Consider the following 12,993-nt stretch of genomic DNA (forward strand, 5'->3'; position numbering starts at 1 on the left):
AGGCTGAATTCCGCCTGGAAAGTGTTCGACATCAAGCTGCAGTAACACTGACAAACGAAAAAAAATGCTTATTGGGCATCTCGGACAACTGAAATTGCTCTATGCTGGGGTACTTTTCAACACCCTTAATTTAATACAAAATAACCCGAATAAGTGCTCCGGGATAAATAGAGGGGCTATCTTTATACAAGACACTTCCAGAAGACCCGGAAAACCCAGATGAGGCAAAACGCTCTTCTATGACCTGTCGTGTTTCTCCGGCCCGCACCGTATGCTTCCACAGCATCATCCCGTCCCGCCACTCAATCCGGCTGCTATACATATCATTGAGCACAGCACGATCATTCAACAAACGGAGACTCTCTTCCTCCTGGATGTCACTGATAATAAGACCTGGATTCTGTTCCATGATCACGGGATAATACTTACCATCACCGTAAAAACGCTCGGCAATCTCCCAAAGGGTATCGGTTTCTTTGACCAGGTAGAGAAAGGTCTTTTCTGGCCAACGCTTTTCAGGAGATAAGGATACTGGCCTTTTTTTCTTTGCCACTGCCTCAACGGCCTCGGCCTCGATCACCACAGGCACCTTAGACACGGTCTTTTCAATCTCTGGAGTTTCTGCTTTTTTCTCTGCTTCGCCCCCAGCTACCATCTCTGGTTTTGCCCCTTCTTCGTTCTCTGATCGTGCTGATTTCGCTGCTACTGATTGAGCTGTTGCTGATTCGGCTACCTGTCGTTCCTGTTTCTGCTCTTGCCCTGTTTCCTTTTCTCTCTCTGGAGAGTCCTTATCTTCCCCTTCTGCGGAGGCTTCCGCTGCCAGGTCTTCTGCATAAACAAGCGGGTCATCATCTTCAAAGGTATCCTCTTCAACAGCCCCTATCCTTTCAGACTCAGGGAGAACACATAAGGCCTGTTTGGCTTCTTTAACCTGTTGCTCTGCAACCTGGAGGTCTGTTTTTAAGGCAACCATCTGTTGTTTGAGGTCAGCAGTATGATCCTGTGCTCTAAGGATATACAAGGAAAAAAATGCCCCTATGAGGACAAGAAGCAAAACAAGGAGAAGGGCAGCACGACGAGAACCTGATTGCGTACCTGATGAGCCTTTTCCTGCTGTTTGGGCAGATTTGTCAGCAGATGCAGCACCTGTATTTTTCGACAAGGTCTCCAGGGCCTGAAAGCAAGTCAGATCAGCATCACATTGCGGACAGCTCTTGCTCTTTGCTGGTACACCAGGGCGTTCACAGACAGGACAGGTTACAGTGTCAGCCATTATTTTCGAATATCTCTATGAATCTTTTGCGTACTCATGGCATAATTTTCCAGAACTTCATCCACCTCCGGCAGGATATTCTGAAGGATGTTTTGGAGCTTATCTTCCATACAATCATCCTGGTTTTCAGCCGCCTCCAGTACCTCAGCAATGACGCGCAAAAACTTTTTTGCCTTGCCCGGATCTGTTGCGCAACAGATTTCGCTGGCGTTTTCTATCTGCATCAAGGTATTGACCAGGGCAAGCCGTTGATCATCCAGGGCCGCAGACAGGGCTGCTGATGCCTGCATGGTCTCCTTGTAGGAACCATGCCTGTCAACCTGGCGAAGCTTTTCAATCCTGGCCCGAAGCTGTTCCTGTACTTCCGGAGCAATCAATACGCTGTAATCATCCAACATGCTTTCTGCATAGTACACTTGGGTCAGAGGTGCTTCTTCGTTGGCTGCGATTTTAACCGCCTTACGTATCTGATTGCGGGCCTGCTCATATTGCGCCTCATCCACTGTATCGTTTTTTGCATCAACAACTCTGTTAATCAACCCGATAATGGAGCGGGCACGATTCTGTAAATCAATAACCGTATACGCAGAATAGCGGGCCTGTTCTGCATCAGCAATTGCCTGCTCAAGGGCAAGAAAAAGTTTTTCATCAGCCTTACCCCGTGACAGGGTTCGTGAGACCGCCACTTCTGGCTGATTGAGCAGGGCTGCATTGACTGCAACAAGATTATTCTCATCAATGTTCAGGCTGATTTCAATCCGGGAAGGCATCTGCGCTTTCCGCACTGTGTCCGGCTGTTCCTCTTTGTCCCTTGCTCTTTCCCGATCAATGCCCAGCCAAAGATCGCCAATACTCTGCTCTTTCTTATTCACCACATTATAAAACTTCATGTGGACCAGTTCCTGTTCAGGATCAACTAACTGAAAGACCTCAGTGCTGGAACAGGGGAGCGGTGTATTCTTTTCCACCATCAGAAAACGCTGATCATTTTCCAGCTTGATATAATAATCATGGGCAGCAGCATGGACGATCTCCACTACGCCGTGTTCCACGGTATGTCCTGCCAGATCAAAGCCGCAATGGGTACAAGTTGAGGCATTCTGGGCTGTACTTCGGGTGCATTGGGGGCATTCAACCGTGTCTGCAAGCCGATGACTGAGGATAGCTGCCCCTTCAGCAACAGCAAGCATGGCCCGCTCATGGAGCAGCACCTTTTCCGGGCCAAATTCCTTTTGCAGGGTTTTGATCACGCAGGGGATATGAGAACTCCCCCCAACAAGAAGGATATTATCAATCAAATCTTCTGTAAAATGGACATCAGCGATGACACCTCGAACCAATTGCAGGAGAGATTTCAGCAAGGGGGCCATTATGCTCTCAAAACGAGCACGGGGCAACTCCACCTCCACGTCAAGAGGATCTCCGTCTTGATCCAGCAATACCCCGAGAATCTCAATACAGGTTTCTTTTTGATCGGTTAAGGCTATCTTGGCCTGTTCCACCGCACGTTTGAGTTCAGCAAGAAATTTATTTTTCCGGGCAGACTTTTGCTGCTCAATCAGGGCACGGATATCTGCAATCCCCTCTTTTTCAGCAGTTTCCTCCAGGACATACTCAATCAGCAGCTGATCAATATCCTCGCCGCCCAGCCACATATCACCGCCCTTGCCCATCTCAATGATGCGGCCGCCACTGATGGTCAGGATGGACAGGTCCAGGGTTCCGCCACCAAAATCAAAGACCAGCACAGTTCGTCCGTCTTCACCGGAGATCTTATCCACCCCAAAGGAAATAGCTGCGGCTGTGGGTTCCGGGAGCAGGCGTCGTACCTTGAGTCCGGCCAGGGTGGCAGCTGTTCTGGTGGCATGCTTTTGTTTATCGTTAAAATAGGCAGGCACAGTGATCACGGCGGCATCCACTTCACCGCCCAGTGCAGCCTCAGCATCTGCTTTCAGCTTGGACAGGATCTTGGCAGAAATCTCTTCTGGAGTGAATTCCCTGCCTCCGATCTGAAGAGCAAGGCTATTGGATGATCCCCGTGAGTGGGTGGAAAGTGGATAATGCAGGGTTTGCTTTTTGATCAGCTCCTGCACCTCGTGTTCATGAAAATTGCGGCCAATAAGACGTTTAACCGCTGTAATAGTATGTTCCGGTTCCTGACGCATCCATTCCAGGGCATCACGACCAACAATGAATTCCGGCTTACGCATCAGGCGCTTTTTCACCATCACACAGGATGGTGTGATGTGTTCACCTTCTCGGTTTTTAAGAACCTCTGTGCGCACCTTTTTGACAGCAACAACAGAGTTGGTGGTCCCGAGGTCGATACCTATTGATTTTTTCATGAATGTTTCTTCAACGCCTTGTCCAGAGGTTCCAGCCTGTTCTTGTCTCACTCCAGTCAGTTTACTCGCCAAACAAGGTTGCTGCAAGGTACTCCCGGTTCATTCGGGCAATATGGCGGATAGAAATCCCCTTGGGGCAGACCTGCTCGCATTCCCGATGGTTGGTGCAGTTACCGAATCCCTCCTTATCCATGGTCTTGACCATAGACAAGGCCCGCTGTTTCCGTTCTGGTCGGCCTTGGGGCATAAGGGCCAGTTGCGATATTTTGGCTGAGGTAAACAACATGGAAGCAGCATTGGGACAGGCAGCAACACAGGCCCCGCATCCGATGCAGGCGGCTGCATCCATTGCCTGTTCTGCTTGTTGTTGAGGCACAGGGACAGTGTTGGCATCTGGAGCTGATCCTGTATTCACTGAGACATAACCTCCTGCCTGAATGATCCGATCAAAAGCAGAACGATCCACCATTAAATCCTTTACAACCGGAAAGGCCCTGGCACGAAAGGGTTCAATGCAGATCACCTGCCCGTTGTCAAAATGGCGCATATGCAGCTGACAAAGGGTTGTCTCCTGTTTTGGTCCGTGCGCAATCCCATCGACCACAGCTCCACACATACCACAAATGCCTTCCCGGCAGTCGTGATCAAAGACCACAGGTTCTTTTCCTTCCAGCGTCAGCTGTTCATTCAGAACGTCCAGCATCTCCAGAAAGGACATATCTGTGCTGATCTCCTTTAGCGCATAGGTTTCCAGGTTACCTTCTGCTGTTTCACTTGCCTGTCGCCAGACCTTTACTGTGATGGAAATTTTCTTTGCTGCCATTGCTCTCTTCTTGTCTGCAATTATTCTTGATCGTTCTGCTGTAGTTGCTCAACCATTTCACGTTCCAGCCCTGTGTATTTACAAATCGTTTCTACCGGCATCTGATCACGCAACATGTTTCGGGCTGTATCTATTTTTCCCTGCTCAAGTCCCTGCTCTATTCCCTGTTCAATTCCCCGTTCAAGGCCATCCTTAACAGCCTTTTCCACTGCGCCCTGCTGCATAGCAATAAAATCCTGCCGTTTGAATTGAATATCCAATTCCTCTTCGCTCAAGCCAGCAGTGTTGGCAATATCAAAGGCTTCGAGCAACTGGGGTTCAGTAAAGGACTCAGGAACAAACTCCATATCCCCTGCATGTTTGATAAAATAGAGCCATTTATCCGTGATGTCGGTCAACTCTTCCTCTGTCTTTGTGAATTTAGGCAACTCGGCAAAAATCAGCTCAATATCATTACTGTATTGAAGCAGGACTTCGCGTTCCCGAAGGGTCCAGTAGGAAATCGTCTTAGCAAATTCGGGAAACATCTCAAAGTCGGTGATGGTGAGGGCAATGATCGGCTCCAGCGTTGTGTACTTCCCGGATTTCTTCAACTGGGTTGAGTAGAGCTTGGCCGCATTATAGAGCACCCTCTTTTCAAACCCCTCCACATTCAGCACCTGCATCTCCACGATGACTTTGCTGTTGTTGGAAAGAACCGCTTTAACATCCACATAGCTGTCCTTCATGCCTTTGAGCAAAGGAATCTGGTAGGGATCAACAATGGTCAGGTCGGTGACCCGTTCTTCGCCAAAGTCAATAATTGCGTTGAGGAAGCTGATCAGCACATTCTTTGACCGCTCACTGCCAAAGACCTTTTTAAAGGCAAAATCGGTTCGTACGTCTAAGAAACGCATGTATTCCTCCTTGTCTGCTTATCAAACAGGTGCCAGAACGTGTTGTTCATCTTTCGGGGCAGCAGGGGCCGGATTTGATTCCCAAATAAACTCAATCAACTTGTTGAGCTGCGTTTTGAGATCATACATTGAAAGGTCGGGTTGATTTTGCTTCGTTATCTCACGAGCCACCTTAATCTTATCGGCTTGTGTTGCATTTCCTCCTCCCCCTTGAATTTTCAATGTGTTGTCATACTTTCCGAATGGACCGATTTCCTTTACCTTTGGATGAACCGCTTTAATTGCTGCTTCCACCTGTTCGGCAAGAAGATAATTTTCTATTTCCCGACCTTGAGTTATCCAGGCATGACCCGGCCCGCTATCAAATTCGTCCTGTAGCCTTTGTTTCGTTGCATTGATGTCAGAATCTTCGTCTCTCCTGTCGCTGTCAATCAGGATAACGCCTCGATTATTCAATCTGCGTAAGGAAATAAAATCGTCAACATGCTGCTGGTCTATCTCAGCGTTAGACAGATGAGACAGCAACCTGCCGCCATAGAACATGATACTGTAATGAATGCCTTCCACCAAGTCTTTATCCATGCTCTCCAGCCACCAATTAAGATAAATTCTGTCAGACGGCCCCTCAACCCAAATAATACAATTTGCCTGAAGAAGATCTGAAGGGTGATAGCCGAGATCTTCACAGACCGCTGACTTCTGACGACCAGAGGTCACTCGCTCAACTATGGAAGCACCTTTGACCAGTTTGATATGATAGATTTCAGCATCAGGTACATCCATCAACACATTGGAATGAGTGGTAATGAAATACTGGTTATCTGTATGTTTAGAAAGGTACCTGATCAGCTTACGCTGGAGGATGGGATTAAGGTGGAGTTCCGGTTCTTCAATACAAACAACATGTTTGGAAAGTACGGTTGCGGCAGCCGCAAGAATGACTACCTCGTGAATACCGGTTCCCAGGGATTCTATGGGCAGAACTTTACCGTCCATGTGGACATGAATGGTGTCCCGTTCGTAGGGAATTTCAAGGACAGCATCGGGACGGTCAACGACATTGCGGAGAAAGTTGGTGATCTCATCGAATCGATCTCGATCTTGCTGATTATGAACATCTGGATTTTGGAGTTTTGCCAGTCGGTCGATGATACCTGTGCCGTCAAATTCGTCAGAGCTGTTTCCTTTTTCTCCAATCCTTCGAATCGCCGGGATTAACTTAACCTTGATCCTTTTGATATCTGTCTCAGACAGGGGTAGTTGTATCCGCCTTGCAATTATCTCTCGATCCTCACCATTAGGGTTTTGTGCTAGAATTCTACGTAATTTTCTAACTTCATTATCAGAAAGGACTTTAACTGCTTCAGTCGACGATTCTTGAATTTCTATTTTCTTTGCTGGCATTGGAGGCAATGAGGTTAATCTCCAGATCATCTCTGTACGATTTATCCGTGCCTTCTCCTTCATCACCCTGCAAAGAAGTTGTGCGGCAAGAGAACGTTGCTGCGAGTCGGTCACATGATTAATCAGCCGATGTTTTGATGGTAATTCGTCCATGTCTATCTTCTCACCAAGCCCTAAAAGCAACGGAGGATTATCTGATAGATGTCGATCAAGCTCGCCCAACGTTAGTTTTGGTCTTGGAAATTTAGCTAACATCGGCCATAGTTGCGGATAAACTTCACTCAAAAACCGTAGCACATTGGACTTCCCCGCATTATTCTGCCCGATAAACAGATTGGCCTTGGCAAACTGATCAAAATACTGCGGCTCCTTGCCGAAACTTCGGTACCCGGCAATGGCAAGATTAGGAATGATGATTGTCTGTTGTTCCATCGCTACTTCTAACTCCACTATAACGGCATTTCTACCTCAGCCCGAAGCGATTCCCGATGCAGAAAAGGACGCTTTCCCCACCACAATCCACGTTTACTTTGCCTTAAAGTAAACTTCATTTGCCCCATGTCATGCTTCACATGCTGTATTGTAAGCTTACAATGCCTCGTTGCAAGGTTACAACGCCTTGATGTAAGCTTCACATGCCTCAATGTAAACGTACATCGTCCCGTTGTAAGCGTGAAACGAGGTATTTCATGCTTGCTATGCCCCGTTGCATGTTTCATCTGCCTCATTGTCAGCTTACAACGCCTCATTGCAAATCGACAATACCACGTTGCAGACTTGCAATTCCGCCTGTTTTCATTGCTCCGCCAAAGAACATTCTTTGTTTACCGGTACTCAGCCGTTGTCAGATACAGCGGCGGCACCTGTACCTCATTCGTTGTCAGATACAGCGGCGGCACCTGTACCTCATTTCACATGCAGACATTATGATATAGCAGAATACCTCAAAAATCCGTTATACTCAATCCATGATTGACCGGGCCAAATGGACAAAAAAGGGCAAACAGCCTGTTCGATAATTACAATCTGGAGGGATTTCCCGTGTCCTACACAATGAAAGATTTTCAAAGAGATTATGTTAAAAATCATCTGAGCCTGCTCTCGCCCGATGAAGTGCTGGACAAATTTTCACTGGATGAAGTGCTGGAACATTTTACACCGGTTGAGGTACTGCAACGATTGTCACTAAAGGATCGATTGAAAGGGATCTCACCAGAAGAAATTGAGCTGTATCTGCAGAAACACGGCAAAAAGAAAGGACAATAACGAACCAAAATATCTCAAGAGTTCAAATCAGCTCAAGGGAGCAGCTGTAACGACGCGCTGTTCCGGCAGATGGCCGAGGAGATGCGGCGGCAGGAGGGCAGAACAGAAGGAATATTGGCATAGCAACGTATCCACCCGGCTGGTCAGGACTCACGAAAAAATATCGTCAACCGCAACCTCAAGCTCAATCACCGGATCAGTAAATCGCCCGCTTGAATAAGATCGGGGCTGCTGCATATCCTGAAACAGCACAAGAGTTTTGGTCGGAGGAATCACAAGCCAGCAGGACTGCACCCCGGCCTGTAAATACACCTCGAACTTTTCCGTGACTTCATTCACGGCCTGTTTCGGAGACAGTATCTCGACCAGCAGAAGCGGGGGTTTATCCGCCTTGATTTTATCATGAAGAAAATCAATCTTTTCCTTCCTGTACAGGACAATATCAGGAATATAATCAGTGCCGTTGATATCCAATGTCATTTCAATGTGCAGATTATACTTATTGCCCTGATCCAGCACCTTGGCAATCCTGTAGGCGAGATAAGATTGATTACACGACAAGGGCATCCCTAGCCCCTCCTTTCACTTATAACTCCGTTGGGAAGGCGTAACCTCCTCAAACTGAAGCGGCTCCTGATGGAGCATCGGACGTTGACCAACCCCGCTATGCTCCCAAACCGTCACATGCGAATACTTGGCATCATCCCGCTTGGCTTCATGCTCTTCGGTCTGGCTCTCCTCCCGCAGATGACAGCCACAGGACTCCTTACGCTCCAGCGCATCCAAAACCATGACTTCTGCAAATTCGAGAAAATCAGCAATTCGACCGGCTCGTTCCAGAGACTGATTCAGCTCCTGCCCGGTTCCCGGCACATAGACATTGGTATAAAATTCCTCCCGAATGGCCGGAATCTCGCTCAGGGCCTTGGTTAAGCCCTCCTCATTTCGAGCCATACCGCAATGATCCCAGAGCAGGGTACCAAGCTTCCGATGATAATAGTCCACAGGCCGAGTCCCGGATTTTTTCCAGTCCCGATTACGGAGAAGGCGGGTAATCTGAGCAGTAACATCCTCCTCTGCCTCAGCAAAGGCCGGGGCCTCTTTGGCTGGATGATCCGCACCAGCCTCAGCCAGATAGTTCCCCAAGGTGGCAGGCAGGACAAAATAACCATCTGCTAAACCCTGCATCAGGGCACTGGCACCAAGCCGATTGGCCCCGTGATCAGAGAAATTGGCCTCACCAATCACAAACAGGCCATTCAGAGTGGACTGCAATTGATAATCCACCCAAAGACCGCCCATGGTGTAATGGACAGCCGGGTAGATCATCATGGGTTCCTTGGCCGGATCAGCAGCCGTGATGCGCTCGTACATCTGAAAAAGATTACCGTATTTCTTCAGGATGGTGTCAACGCCGTCACGGGCAATGGCCTCAGCAAAATCCAGGTACACAGCCTGACCAGTCTCGCCCACACCCAAGCCTTGATCGCAAACCTCCTTGGCATTACGGGAGGCCACATCCCGTGGCACCAGATTACCGAAGCCGGGATATTTATTTTCCAGATAATAGTTACGCTCTGCTTCTGGAATATCCGCCGGGCTGCGGCGATCTCCCTTGTTTTTCGGCACCCAGACTCTCCCGTCATTACGCAGGCTCTCGCTCATCAGGGTCAGTTTGGACTGATAATCACCATGTACCGGGATGCAGGTGGGATGGATCTGGACAAAGCAGGGATTGGCAAAACCGGCTCCCCGCTTATAGACCCGCCAGGCTGCGGTGACATTGCTGGCCATGGCATTAGTGGAGAGATAAAAGGCATTGCCGTATCCGCCCGTGGCCAAAACAACGGCATTGGCTGAATAGCGTTCCAACTCACCTGTGAGCAGATTGCGGACAATAATACCCCGTGCATGCCCATCAACCACAACCACATCCATCATCTCCCGCCGGGAATAGATGGTAACCTTACCTGCTGCAACCTGACGCATCAGGGCAGAATAGGCCCCAAGCAGGAGTTGCTGACCGGTCTGACCACGGGCATAAAAGGTCCGGGAAACCTGGGCTCCGCCAAAAGAACGGTTGGCTAAGGTTCCGCCGTATTCACGGGCAAAGGGCACACCTTGGGCCGCGCAATGATCAATAATGGCATTGGAAATCTGGGCCAGACGATAGACATTGGCCTCGCGGGAGCGAAAATCACCCCCTTTGATGGTATCGTAAAAAAGGCGATGGATGGAGTCGCTATCGTTCTGATAATTCTTGGCAGCATTGATACCGCCCTGAGCCGCAATGGAATGGGCACGACGGGGGCTGTCCTGAATGCAAAAGGATTTGACGTTGTAGCCAAGCTCGCCTAACGAAGCCGCCGCAGAGGCCCCGGCCAGGCCGGTTCCCACGACAATAATCTCGTACTTACGCCGGTTGGCAGGATTGACCAGTTTATTGCTGAAACGGCAGTTGTCCCATTTTTCGTGCAGCGGGCCGGGGGGGATTTTGGGGTTGAGGAGCATGGCGGGAGCTTATGAAATATGTAATCTTATATAATAAAAAAAACTTAGCATCAGGTTCAATCTGCTGTCCAATCAAGCCTTGATGTTGGTGCCGGAGCAACCCTGCTGCTATTCCTATCAGGAGTAGGAATAGAGTGATTGTTTAGTATACCGTCATATACGTCCGCAGTCTGACGAGATTTATCACTGAATCCAACAACTACCTTGATTGACTTCTGTCCCGGAGGTTCTTTGACTGCCCGAACCTCTATTCCCCGGAGAGCCGCCGTTCTCATCCTCGCGATATATTGCGATTCATAATCAGTTGTAAACAGACCTGAATCACCTTGTTGATGAACAGCGTCAGTAATTATTGCAGTCTGTTCAAACTCTGAACCTTTAATAAAATCTGCAAGCGTTGCTTTTGCTTTGATCGTTGCAATTTTCTGTGCTATAGCTCGTGCTTTCACATACGGCGCACCTTTTATAATAGGTTCTTCCACAGCCACGAGTAAACGCCTAACTCCATCTGGACATATCCTCACGACAGCAACTTCTGGAGGTAGCTCGTCGTAAGAATTTATTCTTTTAGTTCCAGCCCAAGCAGATGTACAAAAAAATGAACCTATAATTATGATAAAAATAATTATTTTTTCTGACAATACCATGATATGGCTCCTGTTGTTTATTGCTCTAATTTATTGATTCCGCCATAATCCATATTGATTACGACAAGCCGTATACGTACTAACATTACGTTGGCGACCAATCTGCAAGGTATATTTCCTGCACGGCATTTGAGGATTTATTGAATTGGTTTCCAATACCTGCATTTTATATTTGGTACCATTTACAACCCAACTTGCTATATCACCAGTTCTGACAGTTTCAAGAGTACGATTGATCTCTGGAGAATTGATTGCTCTTACGTGGTTATCGCTATATTGGTTTCTGCTTCTATATTTGGGTGAAGGGCTGGTTTCTATAGAACCAATCGGATCAGGAACAACTGCGCCGGTCAACCGAACAGTATATGAACCGTTAATGTATCCCAAATCCTCAATTCTGAAACCGGGAAGCAGCTTTCCGGTAGACTGATCTTCAATAAGTTGGCGGTAAGAATCTTGCGTTATCTTTCCTTTTGAAAGTTCCAGTTGATATTTCTCAAGATTACTGATTGATGAACCTGTTTTTGCAAGAGCCTGACATTTTGCATTCAATATTGCTTCGTCACGATCTTTTTGTATATGTGATCGGACTCCATTATCGACTCCTTTCACGTTAACAGGAATGGTATGTAATTGTGATGCGGAATTAAGCCGAACGAATGCCAAAGCAAGAGCTTGACCTCTTGCATTATCTCCTGATCCATAAACTTTCCCCTGTCCACTGTATACAATAAAATTATCTCGGTTGATATCCTTTAGATCGCATCTTGATGAATAGCTGTAAACTTTCCTCATATTGGAAGAGTATTCAGATTGATACCTCTCATTAACTCGGCACTCAACACGAAGAGTTCCAGATTGTCTATACGAAGAATTTCTCCCTAAGAGATAATAACCTTTTCTGGAAAGCACCTGTTCAAGCACTCTTAGATCTAAGTCTCTTGTGCCGCGATCAAAGACAACATACCTATAGGAGAAAGGACTGGCATCTGTTGTATATGTTGTGCCGTAATATGTTGATTTTGGTATCGGATGAAAGACTCCCTTTAAAAAGGAATCCGCCAAATCATTTATCAATTCGGCATGAACCGTACCGTGACCACATATAAAGACAAGTGTCGATATTACTGCGACTACCACAAACAGTTGCTTATATCCTTTATTTATCCAGTCAAACAGAAAGATTTGGTTAAATCGCAACATGTGAACTTAGTATGCAATATTCACGGTATACCCCATCAGTAAAATGCAAGATGTAGCTTGCTTCCCCGACAGAGATTTCAAGTGGAGACCCCTTTACCAATTTATATTCCTTCTCATCATTTTCTTGGAAAAACTGGGAAATTCGCACAGTACATTCATAATCAGATGAATTTCTTACAGTAAGTGATATCCTTCCGTCAGAGAAGATCTCAGGTCTATCCTCAATAATCTTCTTATGTTTAAAGAGGAAGTCTGATTTATTAAAGTCGTTAACAAGGTGTAAATTTTTTCGTTGGGCCGAAACTGTTGAGGTGGTTATTTCCTGCTTCGGTATTGATGCAGAGGAAGTGCTTTCTAGAGGTGTATCAGATGATTCTACGTGCACAGGCGCGACAGTCGGTTTGTCTTGAGGGAAAATTTTATCAAAGTTACTGAGCAGAGCGGCTCCTATCATTCCTAGTGCTCCAATAACAGCTACAAAGATAGGTACAACCCAAGACACTTTATTTTTTTCATCATCCATGATGCAGAATCCGAATCGTCATAACTATGCAAAAAGAATAGTCTGTGCGAACAACTCTCGCTTGTCCGCACGTATTACAATATCAGCTCAAACAATACAACG

General features: G+C 47.1%; 11 protein-coding genes. 1 reads left to right on the forward strand and 10 read right to left on the reverse strand.

The window, feature by feature from the left end:
* Window positions 1-130: 130 nt before the first annotated feature.
* The 5 genes from L2082_RS07805 to L2082_RS07825 form a co-directional block, all read right to left on the reverse strand.
* Window positions 131-1,273, reverse strand: a complete 1,143-nt coding sequence (locus L2082_RS07805) for a LysM peptidoglycan-binding domain-containing protein (RefSeq protein WP_446008695.1) — start codon at window positions 1,271-1,273, stop codon at window positions 131-133.
* A complete protein-coding gene (locus L2082_RS07810; protein WP_446008694.1) occupies window positions 1,273-3,618 on the reverse strand; it encodes an Hsp70 family protein in 2,346 nt (781 codons plus the stop codon). The genes L2082_RS07805 and L2082_RS07810 overlap by 1 nt, the downstream gene beginning before the upstream one ends.
* Window positions 3,619-3,679: 61 nt before the next feature.
* The gene (locus L2082_RS07815) at window positions 3,680-4,441 is read right to left on the reverse strand and encodes a succinate dehydrogenase/fumarate reductase iron-sulfur subunit (RefSeq protein WP_446008693.1); all 762 of its coding nucleotides are present in this window, start codon (window positions 4,439-4,441) and stop codon (window positions 3,680-3,682) included.
* Window positions 4,442-4,461: 20 nt separating this feature from the next.
* Window positions 4,462-5,337 carry an Rpn family recombination-promoting nuclease/putative transposase gene (locus L2082_RS07820; protein ID WP_446008692.1) on the reverse strand — a complete coding sequence of 292 codons (876 nt, stop codon included), beginning with the start codon at window positions 5,335-5,337 and terminating at the stop codon, window positions 4,462-4,464.
* A 21-nt stretch (window positions 5,338-5,358) separates the two neighbouring features.
* On the reverse strand, window positions 5,359-7,173 hold the full coding sequence (locus L2082_RS07825) for an ATP-dependent nuclease (protein WP_446008691.1): 1,815 nt from the start codon (window positions 7,171-7,173) through the stop codon (window positions 5,359-5,361).
* 609 nt (window positions 7,174-7,782) lie between these two features.
* Between L2082_RS07825 and L2082_RS07830 the strand changes: the two genes are divergently transcribed.
* Window positions 7,783-8,007 (forward strand): hypothetical protein, encoded by a 225-nt coding sequence (locus tag L2082_RS07830; RefSeq protein ID WP_446008690.1) that lies wholly within the window; start codon window positions 7,783-7,785, stop codon window positions 8,005-8,007.
* 150 nt (window positions 8,008-8,157) lie between these two features.
* Here L2082_RS07830 and L2082_RS07835 read toward each other — a convergent pair whose 3' ends face one another.
* The 5 genes from L2082_RS07835 to L2082_RS07855 are packed head-to-tail and all read right to left on the reverse strand — an operon-like array spanning window position 8,158 to window position 12,891.
* Window positions 8,158-8,574: a Uma2 family endonuclease gene (locus L2082_RS07835; protein WP_446008689.1), complete on the reverse strand. Its 417-nt coding sequence runs from the start codon at window positions 8,572-8,574 to the stop codon at window positions 8,158-8,160.
* Window positions 8,575-8,589: 15 nt separating this feature from the next.
* Window positions 8,590-10,518 carry a fumarate reductase/succinate dehydrogenase flavoprotein subunit gene (locus L2082_RS07840; RefSeq protein ID WP_446008688.1) on the reverse strand — a complete coding sequence of 643 codons (1,929 nt, stop codon included), beginning with the start codon at window positions 10,516-10,518 and terminating at the stop codon, window positions 8,590-8,592.
* 56 nt (window positions 10,519-10,574) lie between these two features.
* The gene (locus L2082_RS07845; protein WP_446008687.1) at window positions 10,575-11,165 is read right to left on the reverse strand and encodes a hypothetical protein; all 591 of its coding nucleotides are present in this window, start codon (window positions 11,163-11,165) and stop codon (window positions 10,575-10,577) included.
* A gap of 30 nt (window positions 11,166-11,195) precedes the next feature.
* The gene (locus L2082_RS07850) at window positions 11,196-12,368 is read right to left on the reverse strand and encodes a hypothetical protein (RefSeq protein WP_446011595.1); all 1,173 of its coding nucleotides are present in this window, start codon (window positions 12,366-12,368) and stop codon (window positions 11,196-11,198) included.
* Window positions 12,355-12,891, reverse strand: a complete 537-nt coding sequence (locus tag L2082_RS07855) for a hypothetical protein (RefSeq protein WP_446008685.1) — start codon at window positions 12,889-12,891, stop codon at window positions 12,355-12,357. The genes L2082_RS07850 and L2082_RS07855 overlap by 14 nt, the downstream gene beginning before the upstream one ends.
* Window positions 12,892-12,993: the final 102 nt, after the last annotated feature.

The sequence above is a fragment of the Candidatus Electrothrix sp. genome (genome assembly GCF_052785085.1).